Below are 16,848 nucleotides of genomic sequence, written 5' to 3' on the forward strand. Positions count from 1 at the left end.
AGTCTAAAATGACACAAAAGAGTCAAAAAGCGACACTTGAAGATAAATGAAAATAGCACTCGTTAATTACCCAGATAGCTCGCAAGCCTCCGTATATGGTTTAAGCGAACTCTTCGAGATGGCAAACCGTGCGGCGGCTAAATTGGGCGTTGATGTGCACTTTGAAGTAGAGATATTGGATCACTGGTCAAACACGCACTTCGATGTGAAAACAGCGGTAATGATTCCGCCTAGCGGCACTGGTCAATATTACTTAGAACCAGAGCCAGAGCTACTCGACTGGTTAAATGTCCAATATAGTAAAGGTGCGATTTTAGCCTCCGCCTGCGCTGGTACTTTTATTCTTGCTCAAACCCAGTTGTTGACCAATAAGTCTTGTACGACACACTGGGGCTTGGCTCCTTCATTAGCGAGTCAGTTTCCCGATATCCACGTAAGACAAGAAGCCATCCTTATTAACGAAGGAACGATCATTACGGCTGGGGGTATGATGTCATGGGTGGATTTAGGTTTGGAGTTGGTTTCCTTATTTGCGTCACCGGAAGTGATGCGCCTGTTAGGAAAAATGTTGGTTATTGATACTGGTCCGAGAGAGCAACGCTTTTATCAACAGTTTACTCCAAACTTCCAACATGGTGATGAGGTAATTGTTCAAATACAGCACTATATAAACGATCATTATCAAGGAAAACTGAGCAATAAAGAGCTTGCAGAGTTGAGTTGTTTAACAGAAAGGACATTGCAGCGACGCTTTAAAAAGGCGACAGGTTTCAATGTTAACCAATACATACAAAGCTTAAGAGTACAAAAAGCTTGTGATTTACTTGAGTCGACAACCCTAACATTTGACGCAATATCATTTAGAGTGGGTTACCAAGATGTGAGCGCGTTCAGGAAAATATTTAATAGAATCGTAGGTTTAACACCGAAGTCGTTCAGATCTCGGTTCTGTTCATGAACGCCAGAAGTAAGATAATGTTGGTATTAAACATTTATAACTCAGAAGCAAACACCGCATATTTTTACAAGCTGGCTTAGCGTGATGAAAAGGGATAACAAGCTAAGCCAACCGTAGCGCACTCCTAATTACTGAACATTTTGTAGAATGCTTAAAGGGTTCTCAAATTACAATGACTTGTATAGGTCGTTGTTAATCACAAAAGCTATGTGATTTCCAAAACCAGTTTCCCAATATGTTGCTTGCGTGAAAATACTTCTTGCGCTTGACCTATCTGGTTCAAGGGAAATGACTCCGCGACTAAGGGACGAATTGCGTTCTGTTCGATATAGCGAACCAAGTTACCGAATACTTCTGGTGCCAAAACGGTACAACCAAATAACGCTAGGTCTTTAAGGTAAAGAGTTCTTACATCCAGCTCGACAATTGGGCCGCCTATGGCGCCGGAAACAGCGTATCTTGATCCTGGCTTTAGTACCTGAAGAAATTGTGGCCACTGCTCTCCTGCGACCAAATCAATCACTACGTCAACGCTGTTTTCTCCGAGAGTCGCTGTTAAATTTGCATCGCGAGGGATAACTTGGTTTGCTCCTAATGCCGTGATCTGTTCTTTCTTTTCTGGGCTGGCGATAGCAATGACGTATGCTCCACGCGCCTTCGCCAGTTGGATTGCGGCAGAGCCAACACCGCCGGATGCCCCTGAAATCAGTACGGTATCGCTCGCTGTGACATTAGAGCGGACAAGCATGTTCTCGGCAGTTGAATAAGAACAAGGGAAGGAGGCCAAATCGATATCCGATAAACTACTATTCACAGCATATGCATGTTTACTGTCAACAACAGTGAACTGAGCAAAGCCACCATCACATTCTGAACCGAAGTACCAAGGCGAGCTAAGTGCTTGACTGTTGAAGCGCGTAATACATGGTTCGATGAGCACACGCTGACCGATTCGTGATGGGCAGATATTCTCACCAACAGCGACGATGGTACCGCATACATCGGCACCTTGGATTCGAGGGAGAGATAGCGCGTCTCCTGACCAACTTGCATCCATGCTATTGGCGTCATTTTTAGAATACCATGCTGTTCGGGTATTGATGTCGGTGTTATTGACTCCGGCGGCGGCAACTTGGATCAATACATCATCAGGCGAGGGGACTGGCACAGGTATATCATCGCGGTAACGAAGCATATCTGGCCCACCATGACCGATAAGTTGGACGCCTTTCATGACTTTCGGGATTGTGGTCATTGATTGTTCTCCTTCATTAGTTCTAGCAGAGTGTGTTCAGCGGATGCAAAGGCAGCGTGACCGAGAACCGGCCATGCGTTGGATAGACCTTCATGTAACAAGAAGAGTGTGGTTGCGAGGTCTTCTCGCTGACTTAGTTGGACCATAAGCTGACGAACCGCCAATTTGTGTTGTTTTACTGCTTGATTAATAGATAGATTTTCTGGATAGGCTGCTAATGCATTGATGGACATGCAGCCATTCGGTGCAAACTCCTTCATCCAATCCTCGAGGCGAGTGAATAGGTGTAATACAGCCGGTGTTCCATTGGCAGGGGCGTCTTCGAGCAAAAAACTCAAATACCTTTGATGGCGATGCTCGAGAGCTGCAACAATCATCGCTTCCTTGGAGGGGTAGTATTTGTACAGGGTTCTCAGGCTGACTTCGCAGGCGTTTTTGAGTTGGGGTACGCTCGGCTCGGCGAAGCCATACTGACTGAATGCTTTTTCTAGGCTTGCTGCGATTTTTTCTTTCACTATTTGACATACCAGGTAGAACGTTTGTTTTACCTAAGGGTAGAATAAACTTTCTACCTCTGTCAATGGTGTATTTAAACTCTGTATTGAAAGCCCGACGTAATGCCGGGCTAACTTAAGTGATTTTTATCGATTCGGAACGTGAATCAGTGTGCCGTTGCGTGCTGCTCTCCACGCTTGTCTAGCATTCCGCTGAAACGGGTTAGTAGTAGAGCACCTAATACTACGATCGCGCCAATCCAAGGTGTGTGCATCAGCCCAGCATTGGCCACGATAAGGCCACCGCCCCAAGAACCCAGTGCAATACCTACGTTAAATGCAGCAATGTTGAGACCAGAAGCGACGTCGACTGCATCAGGTGAATATTTCTCTGCTAGTTTGACAACATAAACTTGAAGTCCTGGAACGTTACCAAAGGCAAAGGCACCCCAGACAAGAATGGTCACTACTGCAGAAATTGGATTAAATGCTGTGACACTAAACACGAGCAATACCACAATTAGGCCCGAGAAAATCGCTGTCAGAGCTTTGATTGGCCCCATAGAGTCGGCCATCTTTCCGCCCCAGATGTTGCCGAATGCGACCGATACACCATAAACCAACATAATTAGGCTGATAGCGCTAGAGCCAAACCCCGAAACTTCTTCCAAAATAGGAGCCAAGTAAGTGAAGGCTGTGAACGTACCACCGTAACCGAGCGCGGTGATTGCGTACACCAAAAGTAGACGAGGCTGAGTCAAGACTTTTACTTGCGATGACAGCTTGGTTGCTGGTGGTTGTTTCAGATTACTCGGCACTAGTAGAGCGCTTCCTATCAGTGCGATGATTCCAAGGATCGCGACGATTAGGAAGGTTGCCTGCCAACCAAATGTCTGGCCAATCCAGGTGCCAAGTGGCACGCCCGTCACTAGAGCTACGGTGAGACCGGTAAACATAATAGCAATTGCGCTAGCGGCTTTTTCTTTTGACACTAGGCCAGTGGCGATAGTCGAGCCGATCGAAAAGAACACACCGTGTGCAAGCCCGGTCAGTATCCTTGCTGTAACTAGTGTGTTGTATCCAGGTGCTTGCCAGGCTAACAGATTGCCAAGAACAAACAGTGCCATAACAGAAAGCAGAACGTACTTTCTTTTCCAGTTACCAGTCAGCGCTGTTAAAACGGGAGCACCAACCGCGACACCAAGTGCGTACAGGCTAACTAAAAGACCCGCTGAAGGTAATGATACGTTGAGGTCGGAGGCCATAGTCGGTATCAGACCGACAATTACAAACTCCGTGGTTCCAATAGCAAAGGCGCTAAGCGTCAATGCAAGTAAAGCTAAAGGCATAACAACTCTCTCTTAAAATCATTGAATATGAATGGATAAACGAATAGCCCGTCTCCATGTCGTGTATTATTAAAGAGTTATTCGTTGCGAAAAATGGTGTTTATTACAAAATACTTTTGTTATAAATGATTAAAATGCGCAGTTAAGAAAGGGGATGAAATGTTAACCCGATCAGATGAATTAGAGATTCTCATGGCAGTTGTGGATAGTGGTGGATTTTCTTCCGCTGCTGATGCACTAGGTATTCAAGTCGCTAGGGTATCTCGTGCGGTTAGTAAAGTTGAATCACAGTTGGGGGTAACCTTGCTGAATCGCACGACACGCAGAGTGGAAGTTACTGAGGAAGGGCATCAGTTTGTTGAAGCGGTTCGCTTAGGTTTACTACAAATACAGCAAGCTGAAGAAGAGATCATCACACGAGGTGAATTACCCAAGGGGCGCTTAAGAGTTGATGCCGCTAGCCCATTTGTTTTACATCAACTCGTGCCGTTAATTCAGCCATTTAAAGAGGCTTATCCTGATATTCAGCTCGATCTTACCTCTAATGAGGGTTTTGTGGATCTATTGGAAAAAAGAACCGATGTGGCGATACGTATTGGACGATTATCGGATTCAACACTGCATGCTAAACCTTTAGGAACAAGCCCACTATTTATCGTTGCCACGCCTGGTTATTTATCTAAACGAGGTTTCCCTGAAGCGGTGAGCGATTTGCGCAGTCATAACTTGATCGGTTTTTCTGGCGCTAAAGTGTTAAATCAGTGGCCATTACGAGGGTTTGAGATGATAGAGCCTGATATCCTATCCAGCAGTGGTGAAACGGTTAGACAGTTAGTGCTGGCAGGGAACGGCATTGCATGTTTATCTGGCTTTATGGTGAAAGATGATCTTGATTCTGGACGGTTAGTGGCATTGTTTGAATCGGAAAAAATCACAAATACTGGACGAGAACAGGTCAATGCTGTCTTCTACAAATCTTCTTCAGTCTCTAAACGTATTTCCGCGTTCATCGACTTTATTCAACCAAGACTTACTTTAAAATAACTCTATTATTGTTGTTTTAACAAAAGAGTTTTGTCGTTATTGCAGCTTTTGTTTTTCCAAGTGCCAAGCCTAGCGTGCCACCCCTTAGTAAGGTGGCACATATTTTTATTTGATCTTAGTTAAAGCGTGGCAACACGTACTGAGCGATCTGTTCCATTGATTTCTCAATTGGTTGGCTATTACGACGGAAATGCAACCCGATGTGATTGACTCCTGCTTCTTGCATTTTTTCTAGCTCATCGCTCAAGCCATTGACTCCGGCCCGGATACCAAAATGATGCCGAACGACTGGTGCATTTGGGTTATCGACTAAATCAAGATGAATAAAGCTGGCGTAGGGTTTGTTTCCCGCTACGGAGCGCCAAAGTGCAACGCGGTGTTCATGATCATCAGGTGTGCCTGGGTAGGCGAGCCAGCCGTCTAGGTTTTCTCCTATCCATTGTGGACTTTGCTGCGCTAACCCTGCGACATAGATAGGAATATCAGCAAACTCGGGTAATAACTGTAGATCGTTACCCAGCTTATCATTTTGCGTATCTTTCAAAATCTCTACACTTTCTCGAAAAGCTGAGCCACGGCTGTCAAAGTTGGCATTAAAAACGGGATATTCACTAGGGCGGTCTCCACTAGCCACACCGAGTATCAGGCGGTCACCACTTAACTCGTTGATGGTCGCAGCGGCTTTTTTCACTAGCCAAGGTTGTCTTAACGGTAATACTATCGCTGCTGTCCCTAGTAGAATGTTGTCGGTGCACGCAGAGAGATAGCCAAGATAACTGAACGGTTCATAAATTTGTGCCGCGTCTCCAAAGTTAGGGTCGTACAACGGGACATCTCTCACCCACGCTACGTTAAAGCCTAACTTATCGGCTAACATAATACGCTGTTTATGTGCACTCATGTCTGGTACGCCGAACGGTTTTCGTTGGAGCAGGCGTTTTTTCTGGCCTTCTTGGGTCCAGTCATTATCTAGGGGGAGCTCAACCCCGATGGTGAATCTGTTACTTAAATCTTTATGCATTATGAAGCCTGACTATTACTGTGAGTACTAGGAGGCAAGGTGCCTCCCTGATATTCAGGACACTATGAGATTTTTGTTGTGAGAAAAAGCGGCAAAAAGACAAAAGTGTTTTGCCACAAACAGCGGTGGTCTTTAAAGGAACTGGTGGTTCTCTACCTTGATTTCTTGCTTGATGAAGTCAATAAAAGAGCTGATCCGGCGTGAGGTACTGGCATTTTTGTAATACACCGCATGAACGGGCTGTTCGACATTATGCGTGTGTTCACTAAGCACGCCCACTAAGCGACCAGCTTGTCGGTCAGAGTAGGTCATAAAGTCAGACAGGCAAGCTATCCCCGCACCATGTAAGGCTAAACATCTTAGCGTCTCGCCATTATCAGATCTTAGGCTACTCATAATACGCAGAAGTTTGTTCTTATCATCCATGATCGGCCATTCCTTAAGATACTCCGGCTTGTTGAATCCAAGTAGCTTGTGATTGAGTAACTGATCTATTGAGGTTGGAGTACCATGTTGTCTTAAATACTCTGGACTTGCGACGATTCGAATCCGACTTTTACCAAGAAATATCGCGCGCATGGTTGAGTTTTGTAGCTCACCGATACGAAAAGCAATATCGGTTTTTGTTCCCAAAAGGCTAATATTTTCCTCATTGGAATTGAGATCGATTTCGACTTCTGGATACAAGCTCTGATATTTAGCAATGTGCGGCGTTAGTACGTGCAGTAAGAAGGGGGTAGCTGCGTTTATTCGTAGGAGGCCAGAAGGCTTATATTTCTGGCTTTTCAGTTGTGCTTCGGCATTCTCTACTGCTTCTACAATATGTCTGACTTTATCGAGGTATATCGTTCCTTCATTAGTAACATCTAACTTACGGGTTGTGCGATTTAACAAGGTCGTTTCGAGTTTGGCTTCTAGCCGAGATACCGATCGACTCACCGCCGAGACGGTCATCGATAACAGTTCAGCCGCAGAGCTGATTGAACCCGTATCGACCACGGCCATAAAGGTGCGCATTTCATCTAGAGTAGCTTTCATTGTTGAATATATTTCAAATTAGTTTTGAGTATTGTTAACTTTACGGAAAGTTTCTTGCGGCGTAAAGTTTTGCTTCGAATCAACTATAAAATCGATAATTCAGGAGATTTAGATGAAAGTACCATCATTTGGCGTCGGCACGTTTCGTTTAGAGGGTGAAGTAGTTAAGGATTCAGTCCGTAATGCGTTAGAAGTGGGTTACCGCGTAATTGATACTGCACAGATTTACGGTAATGAGGCAGAAATCGGTGAAGTATTGACACAGTCCGGTATTGCACGTGATGAGCTATTCATTACGACGAAGATCTGGGTTGATAACATGAACACGGAACAACTCATTCCAAGTCTAAAAGAGAGCTTAGAAAAGCTAAATACAGATTATGTGGATTTGACCTTGATCCACTGGCCTGGCAATAACAATAACTTGAACGAATACATGGCTTCATTACTTGAAGCTAAATCGCAAGGGTTAACCCGTAATATTGGCGTATCCAACTTTAATATTGACTTGTTGCAACAAGCGATAGAAGTGGTCGGTAAAGAGAATATTGTTACTAACCAAATCGAGCTTAGCCCTTATTTGCAAAATCGTAAGTTGGTCAGCTTCATGCAGGAAAACGATATTCAGGTAACGTCTTACATGACCTTGGCATATGGGAAAGTACTTGGGGACCCAACTATTGCAGGTATTGCTGAGGACTATCAGGCCACGCCCGCTCAAGTCGCGCTTGCTTGGGCTTTGTCAAAAGGTTACGCGGTGATCCCGTCTTCAACTAAACGAGAGAATTTAGCAAGTAACCTGAAAGCACTTGAACTGAATCTGAGTGAAGAGGCGATTGCAAAGATAGATGCGTTGGAAAGAAATGGCCGCGAAGTAAACCCTGAAGGGCTAGCGCCTGAGTGGGATGATTGAGTGAGTTTCACAGGAAATCATTGCCTAAATGACACCTCTGCAATCGCTGACTTCCTCAGCGTTTGACGGTAGTACAACACCATAGACGATAACGGCTCGCTTGTCTGACGATAGTGCGAGCTTTTATCTTTTTGGCCTATTAGTTTACTGTATTCTCCCGGCCTTCAATTTGGCCGGGAGACGTCATTTAGAGAACAGTTACCATTCGATTGTAGAGCCATCAAATACGCGGAAGCTTCCGGATTGCTCAAGTGTTAGCTGTTCTGCGACCGAAACAATGCCTGCAACACTTTCCTCGGCAGAAAAGGTTGCGTCCTCACCGCCCATATCGGTTTTTACCCAGCCGGGATGAACTGCGACAGTTTTTACTCCTTGCGATTCGAGATTGCGTGCTGCTGATACTAGAACCTGATTAAGCGCTGCTTTAGATGCTCGATAACTGTACATGTTACCTGAACTGTTATCGCTTAAACTCGCAACTCGGGTTGAGATTCCCACGATGGTTTTGTGCTGACTTTTCGCAACGTTGTCTTGTAGGGCTTGAATTAGCAGGGCAGGTGCGACGGTATTTATGTTTAGTACTTCTAGCCATTTTTTCTGGGTCATTTCGCCAAGCTTTGCACACTCTTCGCCTAATACACCTGCATTAAGAATTAAATGATCGAGCGGACGATCCGCTAATTGAGTGGCTAACTGATCGATATCTTGTTGGTTAGTGACGTCTAGAGCCATCAGTTGAAGTTGATTGGGTTGGGTTACTAGTTCATTGAGCTGCTTAGCATTTTCTGGTGAACGACAAGTTGCGATAACTTGCCAACCTTTTCCAAGGTAGTGGCGGACAAATTGCAAGCCTAAGCCACGGTTAGCGCCAGTGATTAATACAGTAGACATCGCTTCTCCTACGTTGTTGAGTTGAACAACGACTATATTAGAGGCGACGTATAAGCATGTAATCAAAACAGTACAAAAATGGCCTAGGATTCGACATTGTCAAATCTTAAAGTTTGAGAAAGATGCTGGCAAAGTGTTTTAGCCTAGTGACCGTCAGTTCGGAGGCAGCACCGCTAACACCTGCAACAGCAACGACTTTACCATCCAAGTAAAGGGGGATCGCTAAGCAATTGAGGTTTGGCTCTGCCTCTTCTAAATCGAGTGCGTAACCTGATAATACAACCTGATTAAGTTCAGTTTCTAACGTGGGGGATATTTGGCTTTCAAGGCGCAATGTTCGGCGAAGCTCATCATCAAAACTAAGAAAAACCTTGCCGATCGCAGATGTTGTGAGTCCTTCTCGTTTCCCTCTCGGGCTACGGATAGTAAGAGGGTTATCCTGCTCTATAGCATCGATATACAAGTACTCTTTAGCGCCACTTTGTACAGCGAGGTAAGCAGTGTTGTTAGTCATTTGGGCCATTTTTTTCAGCAATGGAACAAAATGTTGTCGGATAGCTTCGTTTTTTTGTTCAATCGGCTTAGACAGTTCATAGCATCTAAACCCTAGGCTGTAGCTATGGTTGTGTTTGGATACATATCCAAGAGAGTGTAGAGTCGCAAGTAACCCGTGAACAGTCGTCTTATTTAACTGGATCGCATTACTGATCGTCTGTAATGATAGGGGAGACTCACTCATCGAGAGCAACTCGAGGATTAGAAAACCTCGCTCTAGAGACTGAATGTTTTTTATTGCCTTGGGCACAAAGACTCCTTGATGATGGTGTTGCATCTGAATGGCTTACTGATGCTTCCACCTATAACAAACCACTACGCTGGTGGTTTGGTTTTATTAGAGAATATACTCAGCACTTAAACTGATCGGCTCGTTGTATGCATCCACAAGGGAGCTTTTTCCTTGCTTCTTAGCATTGTATAACGCTTGGTCTAATATCGAATAGAGCTCATCAAAGTTGGTGAGTGGCATTGAGGTTGATAGATAGGCCAGACTCGCAGATATATTCAATTGATGGTTATTAAGCGAATGTACACTCTTTTCTGAAATTGTTTTATGCAGACTTTGTATTCTAAAGGGAACGTCAATCTCATCGACGTTTTTCAATAGCAAGATAAACTCTTCTCCACCTAAACGACCCAAGTACTCTCCCTTATTAAGTTTAGCTTTAAGCGCTTTGCATACCTGTTGTAGTACTAAGTCGCCAGTCGGATGACCATACTGATCATTAATCGCCTTAAAGTCATCTAGATCGATTAATGCTAGAACGTAGCGGAAGTCTCCTTCCGCTTTGGAGGTGTGGCTTTTAATCGTCTCTATAATTGCCGCTCTGTTTAATGCACACGTTAAGCTGTCTATTTTGGCTTTTAAGCGTGTTTGTCGCTGAACCATCAATGCCAGAGCGAGGAGAATCAATAAACAGAAAACAACAAAATTATAAGTGCGTTGTTGGTCTGTGAGTTTTTCAAACTGGTACTGACTTAGAAGAGTTTCGTTGTTCAACTGCGCGACTTGTAGATCATATTCATACTCTTTTTTAGTGAGATCTAGTGCCTCTAACGCCTTGATATTACTCGCGTCTCGGTTCGTTAGTTCAATCGTCGAGTAGGCCTTGTGATGCTCCAGCGCCTTTTTGTAATCATTTTGAGCTTGGTATGCTTTTGAGAGGAGTAATTGGGCTTGCGCTTGCAATAAGGGCCTAGCGTTTTTTACCGCTAATCTTAACGCAATTGTACCGTGTTCAATCGATTTTTCGGGTGTATGGTTCTTTAAATATGCCAATCCAGCAGCCAAATGACCCTCTGTTTCAAGGTGCGTATTCTCATAAGTTTGGGCAATGTTTAATGCTCTTCCAATGTAATCTACCGCGGTATCCAATTGCCCAGAATCGGCCAAAGCAGCAGATAACCCTAAATAGGTCAACCCTTGCCCGTATGGATAATGAAGTTGTTCGAGAATCGTTAATGCATTTTTGTAGTGGCTGATGGACTTATCGAGTTCTTTGGATTTTCTGTACATCGCTCCTAGACTATGTTCGACTTGCGCAACTTCAAGAGGTGTCCCTTCATCTTGGCGAACCAGTAAGGCTTGAATGAGATATTGCTCTGATTGTTCAAATTGCCCCAGCTCTGCAAGTAAATTGCCGATGTCATTGTAAATCCCTGAAGGATCGCTTTGCGTCGACATGTTGGCCATCAACTGTCGATACAAACTTAAGGCTTTTTCATAGTCACCACGGTAATTGTAGTTATTTGCTACCACGCGCAAAGCAAGATCAACAGGGAAGTTTTCTTGATGCTTATGATTTAAGTGGCTCTCTATGGATGAGCAATAAAAGTTTGCTTTGTGATAACGACCTTGTTGATTCAGCGTATAACAAAGTTGATAGTTCATCAGAGCCTTGCCTTCGGAATCGGATATTTTCTTCATTGTCTGTCGCAAAGAAGAAAAGCTATCTACTGAGGCCTCGTAACTACCATGCTTACGTTCCTTTAAGGCAAGAATATATTCTGATTCTAATTGAGAAAAACGGTTGTCTAAGACTTGACTGCTGCCGTAGTAAGGCTGATTTATGTTTGACATATATTCATAAATCAATCCACTTACGTAGAGCTTTTCGCTGTCCGATTTCGCTGTATGGTAGCGATCTTGAAGCATGCTCAATGCCGACTCAGGGTTGCTTCGTAGTGTGGTTTGGTAGACAGAGTGCCACTGTGTGATATTTTGGTTTGGTTCAATATCTTGAGTGTCGCTTGCGTATGCTGGAGTGAGCAAAAGTGACGCAAGCAAGGGATAGAGCACGCGCATGTTTAAACGAGCCTTTAATTTAAGGTGCCTTTAAAGTTGAGTTATCATAGCGCTTTTAACGCATCAGCGTTGTGATTAAGTTGGGTGTACTAAGAAAAAGAGCAGTAAAACTATGTACTTGGTCGAGATATTGAAAAAAGAGGCATAAAAAAGAAAGACCTCAACATAAAGTTGAGGTCAGAAATCTTTAATCAATGTAAAGCTTTGCTAGATCTTGAGGCTCCATTTCTTTGCCTTCTAACTGATCGTTCCAGTTAGTTCCAACAAGAACACCATCTTCAGCAAGAGTCAAAAGCCAATCCTCAACAAAGATATCTAATGGGATTTCTAGTACAGTAAAATCTGCCCATTCTTCAACATTATGTGCTTCTGCATCTTCTTTAGAAGACCAGAAAGGCATGACTTCGCTGTTTTCGAATTCAGTTGAATCGCAAGATAGCCAACCTTCTTCATTGCGTAAACCCCAAACCAATTGGTTTTCTTTCGTTTCTGCAACAAAAAGGTCAAGGTTCGCTTGGATATCTGATGTAAGTTTGCTCATTTCAAAACTCTCGTTGTTATGACGTGGCTAGAGTAACACTAAAGTGCCGATTCCTAAAGCATAATACGGTTGTCGAAATGAGTAAAAATAAAGGAGCCGAAGCTCCTTTTCTGAGGTTAAGTATTCACTCGTTTTTGTTTGCTTTATGCTCACAGAGCAAACAAAAACAGGTACTTTACCTTTCTGGAAGAGTTGTGAATATTGTCCACTCTCTTTTTATCTCGCCTTTGTAACCAACGACTGATGCGGTTACTCGACGATTTAAAGCATGGCTGACTTCATCGGTCCCTTGCTGTGCTAAGTGAGTGTCACCAAAACCAACAATGCGGACTCTACTCGGTTCGATTTCGTAGCTTAGTAGGGCTTCACGGACATTGCGTGCTCGTCTTTCAGAAAGATCTTGGTTATGCTTTGAACCACCAACTTTACTAGCATAGCCGTGCAGCTCTATCGAAGTAGTAGGGTACTCTTTTAAAAAGTCGGAAAGCTCTCGAACTTGTCTTCTGAAGACTGGATTGATCTCATCAGAGTCGTTAGCAAAAAGTATCCGCACTTGCATGTTATCTGATGCTTTAATGTATTCTCCACAACCGTCGTTGTCGACCTCTGAGCCTTCAGGTGTACCTGGGCACATATCTCGAGCATTGATGACACCATCGTTATCGTCATCTTGCAAATCTGCTATTTGTTCTGCATTTGGTACAGGACGATACTCATATTCGTCTTCAGCAACAACGTGTTGAGTGATGGCGAGCATACCCAATGCAAATAGAATCTTCACTGGTTTCATGATCAGTACTCCACCTTTTCATTCCATTCTGTAGGTACATCGACACGCAAGGCATTTAACAATTGGCCAGTCGCGTTCATAACGCGGTACTTGGCGTACTGCTCTGAGTATCGAGCATCTAAGTAGTTCTTTCTCGCTTCGAAAAGTTCGTTTTCAGTATTTAACAAGTCCAGCAGAGTGCGTTTTCCAATGCGATACTGCTTTTCGTAGGCGATGACAGTTTCAGAGGCCGAATCTACGTGATCCGCTAGGAACTCTTTTTGTTGAAGTGTTAAATCTAACGCACTCCAAGATAGACGAAGACCTTCTTCTACTTGGCGGTATGCACGTTCTCTTAGGTCTTTTGCTTTATTTAGTTGGTAGGCAAAACTTTCAGCGTTGGCTACGTCACTACCACCGTTAAAGAGGTTGTAACGCATACGTAACATTGCTGTTGTCTCTTCGCTGCTTCCTTCGATACCGCTTGCATCATCACGCCATGTTTGAGCCGCTTCTACCGATATCGTTGGGTAGTAAGTTCCCTTAGATTGCTTGTATTGGAACTTTGCAGAGTCCACATCAGCTACCGAAATTTTGATTACTGGATGTGACTCGAATGCCAAGTCAATCGCTTCATCGATGGTGTAGGGAATAAAGTTTTGGTCCGCTCTTGGGAAAATCAATCCTTGTGGTGACTGTCCGACAAGGCGTGTAAAGGTGGTGTGGCTGTCATATAAGTTGTTCTGAGCTGCCACCAAGTTACCGTGAGCCTTTGCTAAACGAGCCTCTACCTGGGTTAGGTCTGCTGTAGAACCGATACCTGAGTTAACTCGCTTTTTAATGTCTTCATAGATCTTCTTATGCACTTTCAAGTTATTCTCGGAAAGTGTAAGAATTTCATAAGCTTTTACTGAGTCTAAATAAACTTTCGCGACCTCTAAAGCGGTGTCTTGGGCATCAGCTAGAAGTTGATAACGGACCGATTCAGCATCAGCTGCTGTTCGATCCATATCATTAAGTGTCGCTGAGCCATCCCATATTAGCTGGGTTAGTGTCACGGTGGCTTCTTTTCTTGTCAGATCGGTTGAATCTCGCCCTGACTCTGCAGGTTTGATTCCTTCGTAACCGATACCGGCATCTAAGTCTACGGATGGGAGGTAAGCACCACCAGATGCTTCATTCACATACTGCTTGCTAACGAATTCATTGAACGCACTTTTGATGTCAGGATTGGTTTTTAATGTGTTTTCAACCGCTTGCTCTAGCGTTTGCCCAAAAGCATGACTAGCGGTGAACATACCAATACAAAAGGCGTTGGCACGAGTCCACTTCACTGTGATTCTCCTAGATAATGGTAAAAATTCTCGAGGTGATAGGGCTTATAAGTGGAATACTTATAAGGGCGTCAATAATTTAGCGCACAATAACATTAATATGCGATGAAGTAACCTGTTGATTCGCTGTTCATTTGTTTCAATTTTGATAAATCAACCTACTAAATCTGCCTAAAAATTGAATTAAGATCTCAAATTAAACATGGAGGTAATGGCTAGAAACGAGAGTCCAGATTTTAATAAAATAAAACACTTATGCATCTGGATTCTTATTGATGTATGACACATAATTACTTTATTGAGCATCAAATTGCTGTTATTGCACTATATATTCGGGCAATATATAGCAAATTAGTATTGTTAGTCAAAAACTTGACAGTTATTTAGGGTTAAGGTTTATATGGATCGTACAGCATTAGTGCCACTCGGTAATCAAGTCGTCGTAATAGGTTTGGATGGGCAGCTGAGAGTCCTTGCAGAAGGACAGCAGCCTCTACCAGGTGAAGTGATAGTGGCAATGACAGATGCTGCGCCTCAAGACCTGAAAATTCAGCTTGCTCAAGAGCAAGGTTTAAAAGATATTTCAGACGATGTAGCACAGATTATTAGTGCTATTGAGCAAGGTCAAGACCCTTCTGCTATTGATGAAGAACTCGCACCTGCAGCGGGTGAAAATAGTGGCTCCAGTTTGCAAAATAGTGCCACGATTGTACGAGATGGTACTGAAGTGCTAGCCTCAACAAACTTTGAAACTATTGGCCTAGAATCCCTCGGCTTATCTGAAACACAAGCGTTGACCTTAAATGACTTCTTCACAACAGGTATCGAGACAAGTGGGGATGGCTCAAGTAAGCCACTTACTAATTCTCCAGTGACATTAAGCGCTGTTGAGGAAGATAGCGATCCAATCACGATAACTACTGAAGAATTACTATCGAATGTCAATATTGATGATGCCGATACTCTTGTCATTACAAACGTCACTATTGAGAGTGGGAATGGCACCTTAATTGATAACAGCGATGGCTCTTGGACTTACATCCCAGAAGCTGATGATGACACTGAAGTGTCATTCTCCTATGACATCATTGATGATGATGGTGGTGTTATTAATGGCACTGCTAACTTAGATATTACGCCTGTTAATGACGCGCCAATAGCAACTAATGATGCGATTCAAACTGACGAAGATTCCCTGGTTGTAATTGATGTGCTCGCTAACGACAGTGATATTGAAGGTGATGATTTAATCATTACCTCTGCTTCTGTACCAGAAGAGCAAGGTATCGTTGAGATTATCGATGGTAAGCTTGTTTTCACTCCGGCTGAAAATTTCAACGGTAATGCAACGATTAGCTACACCATCTCAGATGGTGAGTTAGAGGATGAAGCTCAAGTTTCGGTAACAGTAAACTCAGTTAACGATGCGCCTATTGCCTCTAATGATACAACAATTACAGAGGAAGATAGCTCAGTAACGATTGATGTCCTGCCAAACGACACCGATATTGATGGTGATAAGCTGTCGATTGAATCGGCTCCGTACCTGAAACACAAGGTACAGTTGAGATTGTTGATGGCAAACTGGTGTTCACACCGGCCGAGAACTTCCATGGTGATGCCGAAATCACTTACACCATCACCGATGGTTCGCTGACTGACCAAGCGACGGTCAACGTCACCGTGAATGCGGTGAACGACACGCCTGTGGTTGAAAGTAGCATTGCAGACCAAACCTTGGCGGAAGACTTTACGCCATACACCATCAATCTAAATACGGCCTTCAGTGATGTGGATAACGTGGATGGCGAGTTAACGTTTAGCGTCTCTGGCAACAGCAACATTCAAGTGGCGATCGTCAATGGGATTGCTACGTTCACTCCAACGGCAGACTGGAACGGCTCAGAAGCGCTGACGTTTACGGCTACCGATCCAAGCGGTGAAAGCGTCAGCCAAACGGTGAACTTCACAGTAGCGCCAGTGGCGGATATCGTGGCAGATAAAGCGACGGTTGTGGAAGATACGCCAACCATCATTAAGGTCTTAGATAACGACACGTTCGAAGGCGACGACAAAGTGGTGTCGCTGGATACCAATAACGGTCCAGCTAACGGCACGGTCTCGGTCAACCCGGATGGCAGCGTCACTTACACGCCAAACGACAACTTCCACGGTACAGACAGCTTCACCTACATCGTTACCTCCGGTGGGGTATCGGAATTCACCACGGTGAACATCGATGTCACGCCAGTGAACGATGCGCCAGTGGCGACCAATGACAATGCCGTTACTGACGAAGACACGCCAGTGACGATTGATGTCCTGCCAAACGACACCGATATTGATGGTGATAAGCTGTCGATTGAATCGGCTTCCGT

The 16,848-nt window shown here is 44.0% G+C and carries 16 protein-coding genes; 5 read left to right on the forward strand and 11 right to left on the reverse strand.

Features of this window, described 5'->3' with window-relative positions:
• Positions 1 to 46: 46 nt before the first annotated feature.
• Positions 47 to 958, forward strand: a complete 912-nt coding sequence (locus R8O11_RS11480; RefSeq protein ID WP_115386010.1) for a GlxA family transcriptional regulator — start codon at positions 47 to 49, stop codon at positions 956 to 958.
• Positions 959 to 1,163: 205 nt separating this feature from the next.
• Here R8O11_RS11480 and R8O11_RS11485 read toward each other — a convergent pair whose 3' ends face one another.
• The 3 genes from R8O11_RS11485 to R8O11_RS11495 all read right to left on the reverse strand — a co-directional run bounded on the left by R8O11_RS11485 (position 1,164) and on the right by R8O11_RS11495 (position 4,056).
• On the reverse strand, positions 1,164 to 2,213 hold the full coding sequence (locus R8O11_RS11485; protein WP_182039736.1) for an alcohol dehydrogenase family protein: 1,050 nt from the start codon (positions 2,211 to 2,213) through the stop codon (positions 1,164 to 1,166).
• Positions 2,210 to 2,731, reverse strand: a complete 522-nt coding sequence (locus tag R8O11_RS11490) for a TetR/AcrR family transcriptional regulator (protein WP_031777252.1) — start codon at positions 2,729 to 2,731, stop codon at positions 2,210 to 2,212. Before R8O11_RS11490 ends, R8O11_RS11485 begins: the two co-directional genes overlap by 4 nt.
• Positions 2,732 to 2,874: 143 nt before the next feature.
• A complete protein-coding gene (locus tag R8O11_RS11495) occupies positions 2,875 to 4,056 on the reverse strand; it encodes an MFS transporter (RefSeq protein ID WP_017635963.1) in 1,182 nt (393 codons plus the stop codon).
• Positions 4,057 to 4,215: 159 nt separating this feature from the next.
• Here R8O11_RS11495 and R8O11_RS11500 point away from each other — a divergent pair, with 159 nt between their 5' ends.
• The gene (locus R8O11_RS11500) at positions 4,216 to 5,100 is read left to right on the forward strand and encodes a LysR family transcriptional regulator (protein WP_005377338.1); all 885 of its coding nucleotides are present in this window, start codon (positions 4,216 to 4,218) and stop codon (positions 5,098 to 5,100) included.
• Between the two features lie 115 nt (positions 5,101 to 5,215).
• Here the strand turns inward: R8O11_RS11500 and R8O11_RS11505 are convergent, their stop codons facing one another.
• Positions 5,216 to 6,121 carry a TIGR03571 family LLM class oxidoreductase gene (locus tag R8O11_RS11505; RefSeq protein ID WP_064353954.1) on the reverse strand — a complete coding sequence of 302 codons (906 nt, stop codon included), beginning with the start codon at positions 6,119 to 6,121 and terminating at the stop codon, positions 5,216 to 5,218.
• 132 nt (positions 6,122 to 6,253) lie between these two features.
• Positions 6,254 to 7,159, reverse strand: coding sequence for a LysR family transcriptional regulator (locus R8O11_RS11510; RefSeq protein ID WP_005377343.1), 906 nt, complete (start codon positions 7,157 to 7,159; stop codon positions 6,254 to 6,256).
• A gap of 112 nt (positions 7,160 to 7,271) precedes the next feature.
• On the opposite strand from R8O11_RS11510, the gene dkgB reads away from it, so the two are divergent.
• A complete protein-coding gene (dkgB, locus tag R8O11_RS11515) occupies positions 7,272 to 8,072 on the forward strand; it encodes a 2,5-didehydrogluconate reductase DkgB (RefSeq protein ID WP_053304418.1) in 801 nt (266 codons plus the stop codon).
• 198 nt (positions 8,073 to 8,270) lie between these two features.
• Here dkgB and R8O11_RS11520 read toward each other — a convergent pair whose 3' ends face one another.
• The 6 genes from R8O11_RS11520 to R8O11_RS11545 form a co-directional block, all read right to left on the reverse strand.
• Entirely contained in the window at positions 8,271 to 8,963 is a 693-nt protein-coding gene (locus R8O11_RS11520; RefSeq protein WP_054577009.1) for an SDR family oxidoreductase, read from the reverse strand.
• A 106-nt stretch (positions 8,964 to 9,069) separates the two neighbouring features.
• Positions 9,070 to 9,768: an IclR family transcriptional regulator gene (locus R8O11_RS11525; RefSeq protein WP_318194158.1), complete on the reverse strand. Its 699-nt coding sequence runs from the start codon at positions 9,766 to 9,768 to the stop codon at positions 9,070 to 9,072.
• An 87-nt stretch (positions 9,769 to 9,855) separates the two neighbouring features.
• Positions 9,856 to 11,826, reverse strand: coding sequence for a tetratricopeptide repeat-containing diguanylate cyclase (locus R8O11_RS11530; protein ID WP_318194159.1), 1,971 nt, complete (start codon positions 11,824 to 11,826; stop codon positions 9,856 to 9,858).
• A 187-nt stretch (positions 11,827 to 12,013) separates the two neighbouring features.
• Positions 12,014 to 12,367, reverse strand: a complete 354-nt coding sequence (locus R8O11_RS11535) for a DUF2750 domain-containing protein (protein ID WP_005377352.1) — start codon at positions 12,365 to 12,367, stop codon at positions 12,014 to 12,016.
• A gap of 175 nt (positions 12,368 to 12,542) precedes the next feature.
• The gene (locus tag R8O11_RS11540; RefSeq protein WP_033906131.1) at positions 12,543 to 13,157 is read right to left on the reverse strand and encodes an OmpA family protein; all 615 of its coding nucleotides are present in this window, start codon (positions 13,155 to 13,157) and stop codon (positions 12,543 to 12,545) included.
• A 2-nt stretch (positions 13,158 to 13,159) separates the two neighbouring features.
• Positions 13,160 to 14,470: a TolC family outer membrane protein gene (locus R8O11_RS11545; protein ID WP_017635971.1), complete on the reverse strand. Its 1,311-nt coding sequence runs from the start codon at positions 14,468 to 14,470 to the stop codon at positions 13,160 to 13,162.
• A 400-nt stretch (positions 14,471 to 14,870) separates the two neighbouring features.
• On the opposite strand from R8O11_RS11545, the gene R8O11_RS11550 reads away from it, so the two are divergent.
• Positions 14,871 to 16,127, forward strand: a complete 1,257-nt coding sequence (locus R8O11_RS11550; RefSeq protein ID WP_318194160.1) for a cadherin-like domain-containing protein — start codon at positions 14,871 to 14,873, stop codon at positions 16,125 to 16,127.
• On the forward strand, positions 16,058 to 16,848 hold a 791-nt coding region (locus R8O11_RS11555), incomplete at its 3' end, for a tandem-95 repeat protein (RefSeq protein WP_318194161.1). The genes R8O11_RS11550 and R8O11_RS11555, both read left to right, overlap by 70 nt.

Source organism: Vibrio sp. 1288 (assembly GCF_033344475.1).

Coding starts and splice junctions, on each gene's coding strand:
- R8O11_RS11480 (WP_115386010.1), top strand. CDS start 47: ATGAAAATAGCACTCGTTAATTACCCAGATAGCTCGCAAGCCTCCGTA.
- R8O11_RS11485 (WP_182039736.1), bottom strand. CDS start 2,213: ATGACCACAATCCCGAAAGTCATGAAAGGCGTCCAACTTATCGGTCAT.
- R8O11_RS11495 (WP_017635963.1), bottom strand. CDS start 4,056: ATGCCTTTAGCTTTACTTGCATTGACGCTTAGCGCCTTTGCTATTGGA.
- R8O11_RS11500 (WP_005377338.1), top strand. CDS start 4,216: ATGTTAACCCGATCAGATGAATTAGAGATTCTCATGGCAGTTGTGGAT.
- R8O11_RS11505 (WP_064353954.1), bottom strand. CDS start 6,121: ATGCATAAAGATTTAAGTAACAGATTCACCATCGGGGTTGAGCTCCCC.
- R8O11_RS11510 (WP_005377343.1), bottom strand. CDS start 7,159: ATGAAAGCTACTCTAGATGAAATGCGCACCTTTATGGCCGTGGTCGAT.
- dkgB (WP_053304418.1), top strand. CDS start 7,272: ATGAAAGTACCATCATTTGGCGTCGGCACGTTTCGTTTAGAGGGTGAA.
- R8O11_RS11520 (WP_054577009.1), bottom strand. CDS start 8,963: ATGTCTACTGTATTAATCACTGGCGCTAACCGTGGCTTAGGCTTGCAA.
- R8O11_RS11530 (WP_318194159.1), bottom strand. CDS start 11,826: ATGCGCGTGCTCTATCCCTTGCTTGCGTCACTTTTGCTCACTCCAGCA.
- R8O11_RS11535 (WP_005377352.1), bottom strand. CDS start 12,367: ATGAGCAAACTTACATCAGATATCCAAGCGAACCTTGACCTTTTTGTT.
- R8O11_RS11540 (WP_033906131.1), bottom strand. CDS start 13,157: ATGAAACCAGTGAAGATTCTATTTGCATTGGGTATGCTCGCCATCACT.
- R8O11_RS11550 (WP_318194160.1), top strand. CDS start 14,871: ATGGATCGTACAGCATTAGTGCCACTCGGTAATCAAGTCGTCGTAATA.